Genomic DNA, 16,576 nt, shown 5'->3' with positions numbered 1-16,576 from the left:
GGCTCAGCTGCCGGCGTTCCACTCCTGCACGATCGCCAGCACGTCCATCAGTTCCTGGGCGGTGGCGTCGGGTGTGGCGTCGACCTGCACGCGTTGCGCGGCGGGGATGATCGAGTGCGGGATCCAGACCGCGCGCATCCCCACCTGCTGCGGTCCGTGCACATCCTCGAACAGGCGGTCGCCGACGTAGACGCACCGCTCGGGAGGCACACCGACCGCGGCAGCCGCAGCGCGGAACGCCTCGGGGTGCGGCTTGGTCCAGGCGATCTCGCTGGAGTAGACGTCCGCGTCGATGAGGTGTGCGACGCCGTCCCGCTCGAAGATGGCGCGGTGGTAGTCACTCGACCAGATCGTGTTGGACAGCACGCCGACACGGATGCCGCTGTCCCGCAACGCCGTCCACAGCGGTTCGACCTGCGGGTCGGTGAAGGTGTGCGGCTCCCAGAACTTCTCGTACGCAGCCCGCGCGGCAGCGTGCTCGATCCCGCCGAGTCCGGCGTCCGCCAGGATCTGGTCCATCGCGGCGCTGCTCTGGGACTCCCTCGCCCGGCCCCACGCCTCCCCCTCGGCGCGCTGCAACTCCGACGCCAGCGCGCGGGCCCGGTCCTCCTCCTGGTGCACGGCGCGCGCGAAGACCTGCCACTGCTGCTCCAGGTCGACCTCGTGCCACGGGGTGAGGGTGCCGCCCCAGTCGAAGATGACCGCGTCGACGCGGCTCACGCCGTGGGCCGCACCTCGGCGAGCACCTCGGCGACCGCGTCGCCCACGGCCACCTCCCGGCGTTCGCCGCTACGGCGGTCCTTCAGCTCCACGACGCCGTCGGCCAGGCCCCGGCCGAGCACCAGGATGGTCGGTACGCCGATGAGCTCGGAATCCTTGAACTTCACACCGGGCGACACCTTGCGCCGGTCGTCGTAGAGGACCTCGAGGCCCTGCGCCTCCAGCCCGTGGACGATCTCGTCGGCCTGCAGGAAGACGGACTCGTCCTTACCGGTCGCCACGACGTGCACGTCGGCCGGCGCGACCTCGCGGGGCCAGATCAGGCCGATGTCGTCGACGTTGTCCTCGGCGATCACGCCGACGGCGCGGGTGACGCCGACGCCGTACGAGCCCATCGTCACCGTGACGAGCTTGCCGTTCTCGTCGAGGACCTTCAGGCCGAGCGCCTCGGCGTACTTGGTGCCGAGCTGGAAGATGTGGCCCATCTCGATGCCGCGGGCGAGCGACAGGGTGCCGTGGCCGGACGGGCTGAGGTCGCCCTCGCGGATATTCGCGGCCTGGATGGTGCCGTCGGCCTCGAAGTCGCGCCCGTGGACCAGGTCGATGACGTGCCGACCGTGCTCGTCGGCGCCGGTCACCCACGCCGACCCGCGCGCGACCGACGGGTCGAGCAGGTAGCGGATGCCGCTGGCGTTGTCCGCGCCGAGCACGCCCGGACCGATGTAGCCCTTGGCGAGGCTCGGGTTGGCGGCGAAGTCCTTCTCCTCGAACGGGACGACCTCGGCGGGCTGGACCTTGACCTCGAGTCGCTTGGGGTCGACGTCGCGGTCGCCGGGCAGACCGATCGCGAGCGGCTCGCGCACGCCGTCGGGGTGCTCGAGCATCACGATGACGTTCTTCAGGGTGTCGGCCGCCGTCCATGCCCGGCCGTCGTCGCGGGGGTGCTTCGCGTTGAGCGCGGCCACGAGGGTCTCGATGGTGGGCGTGTCGGGGGTGTCCTCGACATGCGCCGGGCCGGCGGTCACCTCGACCTCGGCGGCCTGGGGCACGACGACGGCCTCGACGTTGGCGGCGTACCCGGATTCGTCGCGCACGAAGGTGTCCTCGCCGTGCGGACTGACCGCGAGGAACTCCTCGGACGCCGAACCTCCCATCGCGCCGGAGTCGGCCTGCACGATGACGTACTCGAAGCCGAGGCGCTGGAAGATCCTGATGTAGGCCTCGCGGTGCGAGTCGTAGGACTTCTGCAGCCCGGCCTGGTCGATGTCGAAGGAGTAGGAGTCCTTCATGATGAACTCGCGGCCGCGCAGGATGCCGGCGCGCGGGCGCGCCTCGTCACGGTACTTGTTCTGGATCTGGAAGAGGCTGAGCGGCAGGTCCTTGTAGGAGGAGTAGGCGTCCCGGACGGCGAGCGCGAACATCTCCTCGTGGGTGGGGCCGAGCAGCAGGTCGGCGTCCTTGCGGTCCTGCAGCCGGAACAGATTGGGTCCGTACTCGTTCCACCGCCCGGTGAGGTCGTACGGCTCGCGCGGGAGCAGGGCCGGGAAGCGCACCTCCTGCGACCCGATCTGCTCCATCTCCTCGCGGATGATCCCCTCAACCTTGGCCAGCACCTTCATGCCAAGGGGCAGCCAGGTGTAGATGCCGGGGGCGACACGGCGTACGTACCCGGCGCGCACGAGCAGCTTGTGCCCGGGCAGCTCCGCGTCGGCCGGGTCCTCGCGCAGGGTTCGCAGGAACAGGGTCGACATGCGCAGGGCCACGGGTGGGCACTCCTTGATCGGTGCGGTGAACGGGTCGCCACGAGGATATCCGCCCGGCGAGGCGTCCCTCTCCCGAGTTTCCGCCCACCCCCTCCCCGTCGAGCGGAAGGGTCAGGGGTGCGGGAGGGCGCGACGCACGATGGCCGCGGTGTCCGTAGGACCCACGCTCGGCGGCAGCGCCCCGAATACCCCGCGGTCGCCGCCCTCGACCCGGGACGCGAGGAACGCGTCGGCGACGTACGACGGGCTGTGCCGCGCCAGCAACGAGCCCTGCAGCACGACCGCCATCCGTGCGGCGATCCGCCGCGCCCGTCCCTCTCCCGTCACGGGATCCGCTGCTGCAGCGCGCAGTTCGTCGACCACCGATTCCGCAGCGGCATCCAGAGCTGCCGCTCCAGCGAGTGCCACCTCGTCACGCCACGCCTGCACCGCATCGGGCGAACGGGTCGCCGCACGGAGCACGTCCAGCGCGTTGACGTTTCCGCTGCCCTCCCAGATCGAGTTGAGCGGCGACTCGCGCACCAGCAGCGGCATGCCCGACTCCTCGACGTACCCGTTGCCACCCAGGCACTCCATCGCCTCGACGCACACCGGCGGCGTGCGCTTGCAGACCCAGAACTTCGCGAGCGGCAGTGCGATCCGCCGTAGCGCGATCTCGTGCGGATCCGTGCGCCTGTCGACCGAGTGCGCGAGGCGCAACGCCAGCATGGTCGCCCCCTCCGATTCCAGCGCCAGATCGGCGATCACACCTGACATCGCGGGCTTCTCGATGAGCACCGAACCGAACGCCGACCGGTGCGCCGCGTGCCAGCTCGCCTCCGCGACCGCTCGCCGCATCAAGGCCGCCGACCCGAGGACGCAGTCCAGCCGGGTGGCGGCCACCATCTCGATGATGGTGCGCACCCCGCGGCCCTCCTCTCCTAGCCGTACGGCGTGCGCGTCCTCGAACTCCAGCTCGGCCGACGCGTTCGACCGGTTACCGAGCTTGTCCTTGAGCCGGACGATGCGCACCGCGTTGCGCGAGCCGTCGGGGCGCACCCGCGGCACGACGAAGCAGCTGAGCCCGCCGGGTGCCTGCGCGAGCACGAAGAACAGGTCGTTCATCGGCGCGGAGGTGAACCACTTGTGCCCGCGCAGCGTGTAGTCACCTGACGAACGAGCCGTGGCCACAGTGCTGTTCGTGCGGACGTCGGATCCGCCCTGCTTCTCGGTCATGCCCATGCCGGCGAGCAGTCCCGCCTTGCCGGTGGGCTCGCGCAGTCCTGGGTCGTACGTCGCAGAGGCCAGCAGCGCGGTCCACCGGGCGGCCTGGGCGGGGTCGGCCGCGAGCGCGGGCACGGCGGCGTAGGTCATCGTCATGGGGCAGGCGTGGCCGGGCTCGATCCCGGTCCACGCGACGAAACCGGCAGCGCGCCTCAGGTGGGCGTCCGGCTCGTCCGAGGTCCACGCGGCTCCGGCGAGCCCCAGACCGACACCCGTGCGCAGCATCCAGTGCCAGCTGGGGTGGAACTCCACCTCGTCGATGCGGAGGCCGAACCGGTCCGCCGTACGCAGCACGGGCGGGTGGGCATTGGCGAGCCGACCGTGTTCGCGCGCTTCCGCCGAGCCGGCGGCGGTGCCGAGCTCCCGCAACGACGCGAGGATCTCAGCGCCCCCACCCTCGGGCGCCTGGGCCCGGATCGCATCCAGCAGCGCGGCGTCCGAGGCGATCGCGTCGTAGCCCTCCAGGGGTGGCGGTTGATTGTCGGGGCTGCGCTCGAACGGGTCCGCATGGCTCATCTGGCGGAGATTAGCCGGGAGCGGAGGTAGCGTCGTCGCCATGGCGTCGACCCTGAGCTTCGAGACCTACCTCGACGGCATCCACGAGGCGACCGCCCGTCTGCGCGAAGAGGCCTGGCAGGCCGGGTCGCTCGCGACCGTCCCCACCTGTCCCCAGTGGAACGTGGGCCACCTCGTCGCCCATCAGGGCATGGTGCACCGGTGGGCCGCGGGCGTGCTGGCGGGTGGCCCCGAGACCGACACCGAGGAGGTGGAACGGGAGGGTCTGGAGACCATCGATCCCGGCGTCTGGCTGCAGGACGGGTGCGATGAGCTCGTCGGCTGCCTGCGGGCCGTTCCCGCCGACGCGGATGTCGCGTTCTTCATGGAGAGCCCGATGGGCGGCCGCGACAGCTGGGCGCGACGACAGTGTCACGAGACCACCATCCACTCGATCGACGCCCTCGCCGCGCGGCTCGGCCAGCGGGCGGATGCCGACGAGGTGGACCTGTCACCGGGCTTCGCGGCGGACGGCGTGGATGAGCTGTTGTGTTCCTTCATGCCTCGGCGCAGGTTCGATCTGCGCTCCAGTAGCCCCGTGACCGTCACGGTGCACAGCACGGACACCGGCGACTCGTGGCTTCTCTCCTTCGGAGACGAGCTGCCGGTGGCGCAGCGCGACCGGACCGCGGATCACCCCGACGCCGCGATCGAGGGCACGGCCGTGGAGCTCTATCTGGCGCTGTGGAACCGTGGTGCGCAGATCCGCTGGGAGGGGCGCGATGTGCTCTCCCTCTGGCGCGACCGGATGAAGGTGACGTGGGACTGAGCGCGACCCCGCCGCCCGCGGCGCTGGTGCTGCGCGGCCGCACCTACGACGCCGCGAACCCCGCCGTGATGGCGATCGTCAACCGCACGCCGGACTCGTTCTGGGAGGGCAACCGCCACCACGACCTGTCCGCGGCCATCGATGCGCTGCACCTGGCGGTCGCCGACGGTGCCGACATCATCGACGTTGGCGGAGTGCGGGCCGGCCAGGAGGGCCCGGCGGTCGACGCAGCACTGGAACGCCGCAGGGTGCTGCCGTTCCTCGAGGCTGCGCGCACGGCGTACCCGCACCTCGTGCTGAGCCTGGACACCTGGCGCAGCGAGGTGGCACAGGCGGCCGAGGGTGTGGTCGACCTGATCAACGACACGTGGGCCGGCCACGACCAGCTGCTGGTAGATGTGGCCGCGCGGATGGGCGCCGGCATCGTGTGCTCGCACACCGGTGGACTGCCGCCGCGCACCGATCCGGTCGCGGTGCGCTACGCCCGGACCGACGGCGGCGACGTCAGCGACGCCGATGAGGAGGAGGCCCTGCTGCGCGACGTCCGCTCTCAGCTCACCGGGGCCGCTCGCGTCGCCATGGACGCGGGCATCCCCCGAGAGCGGATCCTCATCGACCCGACCCTCGACTTCGGCAAGACGACACGGCACTCCCTGAGCCTGCTGCGGCGTACGTCGGACGTGGTTGCCCTGGGTTTCCCTGTGCTGCAGGCGATCTCACGAAAGGACTTCCTGGGCGAGACCCTCGACCTGCCGACCGATCAGCGGTTGGAGGCCGGGCTCGCTGCCACCGCCGTGGCGGCCTGGCAGGGCGCCACGGTCTTCCGCACCCACGACGTACTGGCGACCCGACGCGTCCTCGACATGGTGGCGGTGATCCGCGGTGACCGGGAGCCGCAGCGCGCGGTACGCGGCGAACCGGACCGATCAGCCGAACCGGGCGCAGCCGAAGGGTGAACGACGCGCCGGTCGTGCGTTACCGAGCCCGCCGTGCCTTCCATGCCCAGCGGACCAGCGGCCACTGCAGCGGCAGACGCACGAGCAGCACCCCGAGCGTCACGCCTCGCGCCGTGGTGGCGCCGTTGCGGACCAGGTCCTCACCGGCGTCCACGACCATCTGCACGTTCGCCGGGAGGACCGCCACGAGCAGCGCCGCGGACGCGATCGCGGCGTATTGCCGCGTGCGCGGCACCATCAGTCCCGCAGCGCACAGGATCTCGGCGGCGCCGGACAGGTAGACCAGTTCGCGGTGGTAGGGCAGGAAGTGCGGGACGGTGTCCTCGAAGACCTGCGGGCGGAACGTGTGGATCACGCTGGACCCCGCGAAGAGGGCAGCGACGACCTTGGTCCCGTTGGTGAGCGGTGGCATGCGGCCCACCCTTGCAGACGCGGCGCCGCGCGCCGTCAGAGGATGACGGTGGCGAAGGTCTCGATCTCCTCGAAACCGGTGGCCTGGTAGGTGCGCAGCGCCGGCTCGTTGTAGGAGTTGACGTAGAGGGTGACGTCGGGGGCGAGGTGATCCTGGACGTGCTGCACGACGGCGTTCATGGCCGGCTCGGCGATGCCGTGCCCGCGGGCCTGCGGCGCGACCCACACCCCCTGGATCTGCGCGACGCCGAAGGCCAGCGACCCGACGTCGGCCTTGAAGATGATGCGGCCGCCCTCGCTGATCACGTAGGTATGGCCGGCGCGGATCAGTCCGCGCACCATCCGCCGGTAGTCCTGGTCCGATCCCACGTACGGCGGGTAGCCGATCTCGGCGGTGAACATGTGCGCCGAGGCGGGCATCACCAGGTCCAGCTCGTCCTCCCGCGCGAGCCGTACCCGCGGGTCCATCGGCCGTCCGACCGCGCGCGGCGACGTCGTCACCGCCATCATCGGCTGCTCCGGCCTGATGGATCGCGCGGTGCCCCACATCGGCTCGAGCCGCTCCCACAGGCCGAGCACCTGCTCCGCCTCGCCGAAGATCGAGGAGCACCGGCGCCGGTAGCGGCGCAGCTTCGCGGCGAAGACGTCGAGTGCGGCGTCGTTGCACGAGATGGGCACGACGTTGGCCGAGACCCAGCACATCGCAGTCAGCTCCGCGCCTCCCAGGCCGAGCAGCGAGCTGGCGAACGCCGGACCGCCCTCCACCAGGCGCGCACCCACGAAGACGTTGCCCATCGCGTCCTGACGACACAGCGCGAGCGCGGCGTCGTAATCGCTCGACCCGAGGGTCCGCGCGGGACTGGAGGTACGCAACACGGTGTCAGCCTGCCTCGGATCGGATGGAGAGATGGTGCAAACGACCAGTATCCCTGCGGTTGATAGCGTCGCCGCCATGCCCGACGAGACTCCGACCGTGCCCGGCACGCCCGTCCTCGTGAATTTCCGCAAGTGGGACGGGCGCGAGCACTGGCAGGAGCCGACGACCTATCTCGGCACAGACGAGCACGGAGTGTGGCTCGGCATGCGACGCGGTACGACGTTCCACCGCCCCGGGTACGAGGTGGTCTCCCAGGCCGACTCGGTGAAGCTGGCGTCGCACGGCGGCTGGTTCGCGACGTTCAACGGACCCGGCCACCAGATCCAAACCTACGTCGACATCACCACCATCGGCGACTGGTCCCGGTCCGCCGACGGTTTCGTCTTCACCCTCGTCGACCTCGACCTCGACATCGTGCGGGAGCACGACGGCCGGGTCTTCATCGACGACGAGGACGAGTTCGCCGATCATCAGAAGCTGTTCGGGTACCCGGACGACGTGATTCAGGCGGCCGAACGCGACTGCGCCTACGTCTTCGACGCGGTCGGTGCCCGCGCGGAACCCTTCTCGGGGCGCCCCGACGACTGGATGACTCAGCTGCTCGCCGACGTCTGATCCCGCGCCGAGGGCTTCAGCTGATCGTGACGCTCGGGGCGCCGCCCTCGCCGTCGACCGGCTCGCCCATCTCCTCGGCGATGCGCATGGCCTCGTCGATCAGGGTCTCGACGATCTGGCTCTCCGGGACCGTCCGCACGACCTCGCCCTTGACGAAGATCTGGCCCTTGCCGTTGCCGGACGCGACACCCAGGTCGGCCTCGCGGGCCTCCCCCGGGCCATTGACGACGCAGCCCATGACAGCCACCCGCAGCGGCACCGTCAGGCCCTCGAGACCCGCAGTGACCTCGTCCGCGAGCTTGTAGACGTCGACCTGAGCGCGCCCGCAGGACGGGCAGGACACGATCTCCAGCTTGCGCGGCTTGAGGTTGAGCGACTGCAGGATCTGGTTGCCGACCTTGACCTCCTCGACCGGCGGCGCCGACAGGGAGACCCGGATCGTGTCGCCGATGCCCTTGGACAGCAGCGCACCGAACGCGGTCGCGGACTTGATGGTGCCCTGGAACGCCGGTCCGGCCTCGGTCACGCCCAGGTGCAGCGGCCAGTCGCCGCGCTCGGAGAGCATCTCGTACGCGGCCACCATGATCACCGGGTCGTTGTGCTTGACCGAGATCTTGAAGTCGTGGAAGCCGTGCTCCTCGAAGAGCGAGGCCTCCCAGACGGCCGACTCGACCAGCGCCTCGGGCGTGGCCTTGCCGTACTTGTCCATGATCCGCTTGTCGAGCGACCCGGCGTTCACGCCGATCCGGATCGAGACGCCGGCGTCCTTGGCGGCCTGGGCGATCTGCTTGACCTGGTCGTCGAACTTGCGGATGTTGCCCGGGTTGACCCGGACCGCCGCGCAGCCTGCGTCGATCGCCGCGAAGACGTACTTGGGCTGGAAGTGGATGTCCGCGATGACCGGGATCTGGCTCTTGCGGGCGATCGCGGGCAGCGCGTCGGCGTCGTCCTGGCTGGGGCAGGCGACGCGCACGATGTCGCACCCGGACGCGGTCAGCTCGGCGATCTGCTGCAGCGTGGCGTTGATGTCGGTGGTCGGGGTCGTACACATGGACTGCACGGAGATCGGCGCGTCACCGCCGACGAACACCTTGCCCACCTTGATCTTGCGGGTGGGGCGGCGCGGTGCCAGGACGGGTGCGGGGGCGGACGGCATACCGAGCGAGACGGTCATCTGTTGGCCAGCATTCCTTCGAAAGGAGGTCAGTTGAGTTTGACGGGGTTGACGATGTCGGCATAGAAGAGCAGCCCGAACATCACGAGCAGCACCATCGAGACGCCGTACGCGACCGGCAGCGCCTTGGCGACGTCGACGTAGATCGGACCCTTGAGACCGCGGGCCCGCGCGATCGGGCGTTTGACGGCCTCCCACAGCGCACCGGCGATGTGACCGCCGTCGAGCGGCAGCAGCGGGACGAGGTTGAAGACGAAGAGGGCCAGGTTGAGGGATGCCAGGAGTCCGAGCAGCAGCTCCACCTTGTCCACGATCGAGACCTGGTGGCTCTCCGTGACGTCACCGGCGACGCGGCCCACGCCCACCACGGACATCGGGCCGTTCGGGTCGCGCTGGCCGCTTCCGAACGCCGCATTGAAGACCCCGACCATCTTCTGCGGGATCTTCACGAAGACCGATGCGGTCTGCCGCACCCCGTCGCCGACGATGGAGGGCGCGTCGGTGAGCGGCTGACGACGTACGACGCTCGTGCCGCCGATGCCCGCGCCGATCAGGCCGCCGCGGATGGTCTCGGTGCGCCCGGACCAGTTGAGGACCGGGTTGCCCTGAGCGTCGGTCTTGGGCAGGGTCCGCAGCGCGGGCGTGATGTGCAGGGTGCGGCGGACGCCGTCGCGCAGGACGACGATCGGGATCTGCTGCTGCGGGTGAGCCCGGATGACCTTCGTCGCGCCCGTCGTAGTGCTCACCTTGACGCCGTCGACGGACTCGATGCGGTCACCGGTCCGCAGGCCGGCTGCGGCCGCTGGCGAAGGGGTGGGGCAGGTCTTCGGGGCGCTGCCGGAGCTGCTGGCCAGGCACGGCATCACCGAGCCGACGTCGGCCGTGACCTGGGTGGGCAGGCCGATGCCGCAGGCGATGATGATCAGCAGCACCGCGGCGATGACCAGGTTCATGAACGGGCCACCGAACATGATGATGACCTTGCGGTGGGTCGGCAGCTTGTAGAAGACCCGATGAGCCTCGTGCGGCTCGATCTCCTCGAACGCCGCGTCGCGGGCCTGGTCGACCAGCTGGCTCCAGCGGCCGGTCGAGGACGCGCGTACCCGGTTGGGGTCCTCGCCCGGCGCGGGCGGGAACATGCCGACCATCCGGATGTAGCCGCCGAGGGGGATCGCCTTCACGCCGTACTCGGTCTCACCGCGGCGACGGGAGAACACGGTCGGCCCGAAACCGATCATGTACTGGGTGACCTTCACGCCGAATTTCTTGGCGGGCACCATGTGGCCGAGTTCGTGCAGCGCGATCGAGATGGCGACGCCGATCACCATCAGCACGACACCGAGCAGGAACATCACCCGACTAGGTTCTCATGCGCGGCGAAACCCGCCTCGCTCACTGCGCCGCGAGAAGTTCCTGTGCGCGGCCGCGCGCCCAGTCCTCGGCCTGCAGCACCTGCTCGACGGTCAACTCCCCCGCCTGCGCCTGATGGTCGCCGACCACCTTCGCCACCGTGTCGACGATGGCCGTGAAGCGCAGTCGCCCGTCGTGGAAGGCGTCGACGCACTCCTCGTTGGCGGCGTTGTAGACGGCGGGGTACGTCGCTCCGGCCGAACCGACCTGCCGCGCGAGCCCGACGGAGGGGAACGCCTCGTCGTCCAGCGGTTCGAAGTCCCAGCTGGAGGCCGTGGTCCAGTCGATGCGGGGCCCGGCGTCCGGCACGTGACGCGGCCACCCGAGGCCGAGCGCGATCGGCACCAGCATGCTCGGCGGCCCGCATTGGGCGATGGTGGAGCCGTCGACGAACTCGACCATGGAGTGGATCATCTGCTGCGGGTGCACGACCACGTCGATCCGCTCCAGCGGGATGTCGAAGAGCAGGTGGGCCTCGATGACCTCCAGACCCTTGTTGACCAGGGTCGCGGAGTTGGTGGTGATCACCCGGCCCATCGAGAAGTTGGGGTGCGCGAGCGCCTGCTGCGGGGTGACGTCGTGCAGCTCCTCTCGCGGCCGACCACGGAACGGTCCGCCGCTCGCCGTGACCAGCAGCCGGCGTACCTCGTCGTGGTCGCCGGCTTTGAGGCACTGCGCGATGGCGCTGTGCTCGCTGTCGACCGGCACGATCTGCCCTGGGGCGGCGAGGGCCTTCACGATCGGTCCGCCGACGATGAGCGACTCCTTGTTGGCCAGAGCCAGCGTCGAACCCGCGCGCAGCGCCGCCAGCGTAGGGCGCAGTCCGATCGATCCGGTGATGCCGTTGAGGACGACGTCGGCTCCGCACTGCGCCGCCTGCGTCGCCGCGTCCGACCCGACCACGATCCGTGGTGCGTACGACGGTCGACCCGCCGAGCGCGCCACGTCGTCGATCATCCGGCGTAGATCTGCTTCGGCACCGGCCGCTACGGCGACCAGTTCGGCGTCCAACTCGACCGCCTGGCGGGCTACCAGCCCCAGATCCCGCCCGCCCGCCGCGATCGCGACGACATCGAACGCCTCGGGGTGCTGACGCACGATCTGGACGGCCTGGGTGCCGATCGACCCGGTCGAACCGAGCAGGGCGATGGTGCGGGGACGGGCGTCGGTGCTCACTGCGCCATTGTGCCCGGGAACCTCTGGTGGGGTGGCGTCGCTCAGCTCGCCTGCTCGATGCCGAGGTGCGCGGCGATCATCCGGCACAGCCCGCGGGCGTCTGGCGCTGTGAGATCGGCGGCTGGGCTCACCACGTAGGTGCCGGAGTCGCCCCAGACGACGCACACCGTGGTGGCCGCTTGTCCCGGTGCGCGCACGGTCACGTCGGCCGTCGCCAGAGCGCGGCCCCAGGGCGCCGGTTCGGACGTCGACCAGGGGCTGACGACGACCCGCCCACGCACGGAGACTCCGTCGGGCTCGGACTGCAGCTCCGGTGTCAGCGCGGCGAGCACCAGCTGCACGGAGCGACCCGCCGGGAGCACGTCGAAGTCGTGCAACCCGTCGTTCGAGATGTCCTCGCACACCGTGGTCCCGCCTGCGTCGTACACGTGGCGCAGCGACCGCGCACCCTCCGCGCATACCTCGATCCGGTACGAACGCTCGGGATTCGCACGCACCTGAAGGAGGTGCACCAGCTCGTCCGGCATCAGCAGACCTTCACCTGCCTCGAGCGCGACACCGTGCGCGCACAGGGCTCGGTAGGCGACGTCCACCGCGACCGATCGCTGTGCCGTGCCCAACCGGTCAAGGTACGGCGTGTCGACATCGCCCGCGGCGCCGAACAGCTGCAGCTCCTCGTCGGTGAGCCGGAACAGCGGGGCCGTCACGGGAGCACCACCGGCCGGTGGACCGCCAGGAGCCGTCGAACCGGTCCGGTGCGCATGTGGCCGGGACCCCAGAGATCAGCGCGCGGCTCGGCGCCGATGGGCCGCACCGGTCCGGTGCGCATACGCCCTGGATCGACGACACCCAGTTCGGGCATCCGCACCGGGCCCGTGCGCATGCGGCCCCCGGGAACCGGGGCGGCGCGCTGCAGGTCCACGCTGTCCAGCGAGAGCGCGAATCGCGCCTGATGGCAGCGGATCGAGGACCACACCTCCGCGATCCGCACGTCGAGATGGGACGCGGCCGGGACGCTCGCGCTGGCGCGTTGCGCTTCGAGTCGGCCGAGGTCGACCAGATCCCGGTCCAGGTGCAGAGCCACCGCGGTCGCCTCTCCGGCGACCTGCCCCAACAGGGTTGCGGTGGCCCGCAGGCCCCGGGCGTAGTCGCCGATGGCACCCGCGTGCACCAACGCGGCGCTCCCCGTCCAACGCCCTTCGAGACGGCAGATGCAGGCGGCCGCGACCGACGCATCGTGCTCCAGATCTTCAGCCGCGCGCATGATCTGACGTGCCGCGGCGCGGATCGCGACGGGGTCGGGCCGCCGGCCGTTCATGGCCCCGGCCGCATCCCGGCCTCGACCTCGGCCTCCTGACCGGCGTAGGCCGCCGCGGCTCGCCGCAGTGCGCGGGTCAGACCCGCGCGCTGCTCGTCCAGCCCTGAGAATGCTGTTGCCGACCGCTGACCGAATCTCACGGCAGCAGTGAGCGACTCGGCTCCCGACACCGCCGCAGCCAGAGCCAGGACAGTCCGCGCGGCGCCGTACTCCGCTGGGTGCGAGATCGCGCCCAGCGCCCCCGCCTCATGCTCCAGAGCGTCCGGCGACACCTGCCATCGACCTCGTCGATCCACCGCCGTCTCCCTCCACCGCGTGCGACTGGTTGCACGTTAGGAGCAGACCGCCGGAGCCCGCAGAAGTTGTCCACAGGGCCAGGGCCAGCCACCCGGCACACGGCAGCACCAGTTCGGTGCCCGGACGCGGAAGCGCGGCCGGCTGAACTGTGGACAACCCTGAAATGTCCACCTCGACAGCGGGGGATGTGGATAAGAGCTCTCGAATCATCAATAATCGCAGTAGTTTTCGAAGGACAAACCCTTGCTACAGCTATCGAACACGCGTATGATCCAGAATGTAGGTAAGGGGCAGGGGCGAGCAGTCCAGGAGGGGCCATGGCGCAGTCGATCGGCGAGACACCTCAGCCCGCTGCGCCTGCCATTCCAGGGACGGGCGCGAGGTTGGTGGCCCTGCTCGTCGAGTTCACTGACGCTCTGGACGAATGGCCGACCGCGTTGTGGCAGTTGGACGAAGCGGCGCTGGGCGAGGTCGTCGGGAGCATGCTGCGGATGGGCAGCCGGATGGAGAACGTCGCGGCGCTGGCCACCGCGGATGCGCTGAGCCGCGGCACGGTCGCGAACTCCACCGCGACCGGGGCACCGGCGTGGGTCGCCCGGCAGGCGACCGGTGTGGAGCCGACCGTCGTACGACGGGTCGGGAGGGTGGGGGTGGACTGCGCCGATCCTCGCAACCAGGTCGTGGTCGACGCGCTGGCCGACGGGTCGGCGAGCGTGCCGGTCGCCGACGTGGCCTTACGGGAGGTGCCGCGGATCCTGCCGCAGCTCCCGGCCGCCGACCGCGACGGGCTGCTCGGTCGCTATCTGTCGTTGTCCGACCACGGGTCTCGCACGTTGCGGGAGCTCAGCACCCGCATCTTGGGTGAGTACGCCCCCGAACGCCTGGTCCGCGACGAGGAGCGTCAGCAGGAGTGCGAGTCGGTGTTCTGGGCCGACCTGCCCAGTGGCCTGACCCGGTTCGTGGCCGAACTCTCGAGCGGGCACGCCGCGGTGGTCAAGCACGCCCTGCGCGCCCTGTCCGCGCCCGCGCCAGTGGAAACCCAGGCCGGCACCAGCGTGGCCGAGCGGGACACCCGCACTCCGGCCAAACGGCGTGCGGACGCCCTGGTGCGACTGATCGACACCGCCGCAGGCGTCCTCGACGGCACCGCCCCTCGGCCGGTCGGGGAGTTCGGCGGGACCGCCAAGATCCTGGTCACCCTGGACTACAACACCCTCTACGAGGGCCTTCGCAACGCAGGCCGGCTCGACGATCTCAGCGAAAACGGTTCGCACGAAACCAGATCGCTGCCGACGTACCTGCCGGGCATCGGGCGCACCACCGACGGTGAGCATCTCGACGCCGGGACTCTACGACGGATGGCGTGCGACGCCGACCTCATCCCCGCAGTCCTCGGCACCGACTCCGAACCATTGGATGTCGGCCGCGCCAAACGCCTCTTCACCGGCGGACTACGCACCGCGATCATCCACCGCGACCAGCACTGCACCTTCCCCGGCTGTGATCGGCCACCGGACTTGTGCGATGCCCACCATATGAGGCCCTGGTGGGCCGGCGGCGAAACGAACCTCGGCAACGCGGCACTGCTCTGCGCCCGCCACCACACCATCGTGCACCGCGACCTGCTCACCGCCACCGTCGCCGCATCCGGCGTCACCTGGGACCTCACACCAGGCCTGATGCCCACCCGACCCGGCCAGAACCCAGCAGCCTGACGCTGACGCTGTTCACGTTCGTTGACGGCGTTGCAACACCGTCAACGAACGCGAACACCGTCAGCGTGCAACGTGGGGCTGGCGGTGCGGACGAACGCTAGAGAGCCAGACCGACGTACTTGGTCTCGAGGTACTCCTCGATGCCCTCGAAGCCGCCTTCACGGCCGTAGCCGCTCGCCTTGACGCCGCCGAACGGTGCAGCCGGGTTGGAGATGATCCCCTGGTTGACCCCGACCATTCCGTACTCCAGGCCCTCGCTCACCCGGATCGTGCGGGAGAGGTCGCGGGTGTAGAAGTACGACGCGAGGCCGTACTCGGTGGAGTTGGCGCGGTCGATCGCGTCCTGCTCGTCGGTGAAGGTCTGGATGGCCGCGACCGGTCCGAAGATCTCCTCCCGGACCAGGTCGGCGTCAGCCGGTACGCCGGTCAGCACGGTCGGCGGGTAGAAGAACCCCTCACCGTCGCCGGGCTCCCCGCCGCAGACGACCTTGGAGCCGCGCTCCGCCGCATCACGCACCAGGGCGGCGACCTTGTCGACCGCCTTGGCGTTGATCAACGGTCCGACGGTGACCCCGTCGTCCAGGCCGTTACCGACGACCATCGCGCCCATCCGCTGGGCGAGCTTGTCGCCGAACTCCTGCGCCACGTCAGCGTGCACGAGGAACCGGTTGGCCGCCGTGCATGCCTCGCCGATGTTGCGCATCTTGGCGAGCATCGCCCCGTCCACGGCCGCGTCGACGTCGGCGTCGTGGAACACGATGAACGGCGCGTTGCCGCCCAGCTCCATCGACAGCCGCAGCAGCTGGTCGGCGGACTGCTCGACCAGCTTGCGGCCCACCGCGGTGGAGCCGGTGAAGGTCAGCTTGCGGGTGCGCGGGTCGCGGATGAGCGGCTCCATGACGCCGCCGGAGTCGCTGGTGGTGACGACGTTCAGCACGCCGGCAGGCAGCCCGACCTCCTCCAGCAGCTGCGCCAGCGCCAGCATCGTCAGCGGCGTCTCGGCGGCGGGCTTGACCACCATCGTGCAGCCGGCCGCGATGGCCGGCCCGATCTTGCGGGTGCCCATCGCCAGCGGGAAGTTCCACGGCGTGATCATCAACGTGGGACCGACCGGAGCCTTCATCGTCACCAGCCGGGTCGCGCCGTTCGGTGCCGTCGACCAGCGACCGGAGATGCGCACCGCCTCCTCGGAGAACCAGCGGAAGAACTCCGCGCCGTAGGTCACCTCGCCCTTGGACTCGGCCAGGGGCTTGCCCATCTCCAGCGTCATCAGCTCGGCGAAGTGATCGGCACGCTGGGTGATGAGCTCGAACGCCGACCGCAGGATCTCTCCGCGGTCGCGCGGCGGCGTACGCGCCCAATCCGCCTGTGCCGCAGCGGCGGCCGCGAGCGCCGCGACACCGTCGGCCGGGGACGCGTCCGCGACGGTCGCGAGTGCCTTCCCGCTGGCCGGGTTGTCGACCGTGAGGGTCTTGCCGCCCTCGGCGTCACGCCACTTCCCACCGATGAACAACTGCGTTGTGACCTGCTCGACCGCTCCGGTCATGTCGTCTCCTC

At 70.3% G+C, this 16,576-nt stretch carries 16 protein-coding genes; 4 read left to right on the top strand and 12 right to left on the bottom strand.

The genetic code is table 11. The features are described from left to right. Positions 1-3: 3 nt before the first annotated feature. The 3 genes from HNR15_RS05700 to HNR15_RS05690 form a co-directional block, all read right to left on the bottom strand. Positions 4-720 (bottom strand): HAD-IA family hydrolase, encoded by a 717-nt coding sequence (locus tag HNR15_RS05700; protein ID WP_179479846.1) that lies wholly within the window; start codon positions 718-720, stop codon positions 4-6. Beyond that, positions 717-2,483 (bottom strand): proline--tRNA ligase, encoded by a 1,767-nt coding sequence (locus HNR15_RS05695; RefSeq protein ID WP_343048437.1) that lies wholly within the window; start codon positions 2,481-2,483, stop codon positions 717-719. The genes HNR15_RS05700 and HNR15_RS05695 overlap by 4 nt, the downstream gene beginning before the upstream one ends. A 111-nt stretch (positions 2,484-2,594) precedes the next feature. Beyond that, positions 2,595-4,262 carry an acyl-CoA dehydrogenase family protein gene (locus HNR15_RS05690; RefSeq protein ID WP_179479845.1) on the bottom strand — a complete coding sequence of 556 codons (1,668 nt, stop codon included), beginning with the start codon at positions 4,260-4,262 and terminating at the stop codon, positions 2,595-2,597. A 40-nt stretch (positions 4,263-4,302) separates the two neighbouring features. On the opposite strand from HNR15_RS05690, the gene HNR15_RS05685 reads away from it, so the two are divergent. Further along, positions 4,303-5,070, top strand: a complete 768-nt coding sequence (locus HNR15_RS05685; protein ID WP_179479844.1) for a maleylpyruvate isomerase family mycothiol-dependent enzyme — start codon at positions 4,303-4,305, stop codon at positions 5,068-5,070. Continuing rightward, positions 5,067-6,026, top strand: coding sequence for a dihydropteroate synthase (gene folP, locus HNR15_RS05680; RefSeq protein WP_246306090.1), 960 nt, complete (start codon positions 5,067-5,069; stop codon positions 6,024-6,026). The genes HNR15_RS05685 and folP overlap by 4 nt, the downstream gene beginning before the upstream one ends. 19 nt (positions 6,027-6,045) lie before the next feature. Here folP and HNR15_RS05675 read toward each other — a convergent pair whose 3' ends face one another. Continuing rightward, a complete protein-coding gene (locus tag HNR15_RS05675; RefSeq protein WP_179479842.1) occupies positions 6,046-6,438 on the bottom strand; it encodes a DoxX family protein in 393 nt (130 codons plus the stop codon). A 35-nt stretch (positions 6,439-6,473) separates the two neighbouring features. Continuing rightward, complete coding sequence (locus HNR15_RS05670) at positions 6,474-7,313, bottom strand: GNAT family N-acetyltransferase (protein ID WP_233762839.1); 840 nt, start codon at positions 7,311-7,313, stop codon at positions 6,474-6,476. A gap of 76 nt (positions 7,314-7,389) precedes the next feature. Here HNR15_RS05670 and HNR15_RS05665 point away from each other — a divergent pair, with 76 nt between their 5' ends. Next, positions 7,390-7,929, top strand: coding sequence for a DUF402 domain-containing protein (locus HNR15_RS05665; protein ID WP_179479840.1), 540 nt, complete (start codon positions 7,390-7,392; stop codon positions 7,927-7,929). A 16-nt stretch (positions 7,930-7,945) separates the two neighbouring features. Here HNR15_RS05665 and ispG read toward each other — a convergent pair whose 3' ends face one another. Genes ispG through HNR15_RS05640 form a run of 6 tightly spaced genes read right to left on the bottom strand, consistent with a single transcriptional unit; the run spans position 7,946 to position 13,303 of the window. After that, positions 7,946-9,103, bottom strand: coding sequence for a flavodoxin-dependent (E)-4-hydroxy-3-methylbut-2-enyl-diphosphate synthase (gene ispG / locus HNR15_RS05660; protein WP_179479838.1), 1,158 nt, complete (start codon positions 9,101-9,103; stop codon positions 7,946-7,948). A 29-nt stretch (positions 9,104-9,132) separates the two neighbouring features. Beyond that, complete coding sequence (locus tag HNR15_RS05655; protein WP_179483609.1) at positions 9,133-10,455, bottom strand: M50 family metallopeptidase; 1,323 nt, start codon at positions 10,453-10,455, stop codon at positions 9,133-9,135. 40 nt (positions 10,456-10,495) lie between these two features. Further along, positions 10,496-11,689 (bottom strand): 1-deoxy-D-xylulose-5-phosphate reductoisomerase, encoded by a 1,194-nt coding sequence (gene dxr, locus HNR15_RS05650; RefSeq protein ID WP_343048435.1) that lies wholly within the window; start codon positions 11,687-11,689, stop codon positions 10,496-10,498. A 41-nt stretch (positions 11,690-11,730) separates the two neighbouring features. Beyond that, entirely contained in the window at positions 11,731-12,396 is a 666-nt protein-coding gene (locus tag HNR15_RS18160; protein ID WP_246305889.1) for a hypothetical protein, read from the bottom strand. After that, complete coding sequence (locus tag HNR15_RS05645) at positions 12,393-13,007, bottom strand: WXG100 family type VII secretion target (protein ID WP_179479834.1); 615 nt, start codon at positions 13,005-13,007, stop codon at positions 12,393-12,395. Before HNR15_RS05645 ends, HNR15_RS18160 begins: the two co-directional genes overlap by 4 nt. Then, positions 13,004-13,303, bottom strand: a complete 300-nt coding sequence (locus HNR15_RS05640; RefSeq protein WP_179479832.1) for a hypothetical protein — start codon at positions 13,301-13,303, stop codon at positions 13,004-13,006. Before HNR15_RS05640 ends, HNR15_RS05645 begins: the two co-directional genes overlap by 4 nt. Positions 13,304-13,621: 318 nt before the next feature. On the opposite strand from HNR15_RS05640, the gene HNR15_RS05635 reads away from it, so the two are divergent. Then, the gene (locus HNR15_RS05635; protein WP_179479830.1) at positions 13,622-15,019 is read left to right on the top strand and encodes an HNH endonuclease signature motif containing protein; all 1,398 of its coding nucleotides are present in this window, start codon (positions 13,622-13,624) and stop codon (positions 15,017-15,019) included. Positions 15,020-15,116: 97 nt separating this feature from the next. Here HNR15_RS05635 and HNR15_RS05630 read toward each other — a convergent pair whose 3' ends face one another. Then, positions 15,117-16,565, bottom strand: a complete 1,449-nt coding sequence (locus tag HNR15_RS05630) for an NAD-dependent succinate-semialdehyde dehydrogenase (protein ID WP_179479828.1) — start codon at positions 16,563-16,565, stop codon at positions 15,117-15,119. Between the last annotated feature and the right edge of the window lie 11 nt (positions 16,566-16,576).

Origin of the sequence: Allobranchiibius huperziae (assembly GCF_013410455.1) — a bacterium.
GTDB classification, from domain to species: Bacteria; Actinomycetota; Actinomycetes; order Actinomycetales; family Dermatophilaceae; genus Allobranchiibius; species Allobranchiibius huperziae.
The sequence above is the reverse complement of the archived record's forward strand: the minus strand, read 5'-3'. Positions and strand labels throughout refer to the sequence as shown.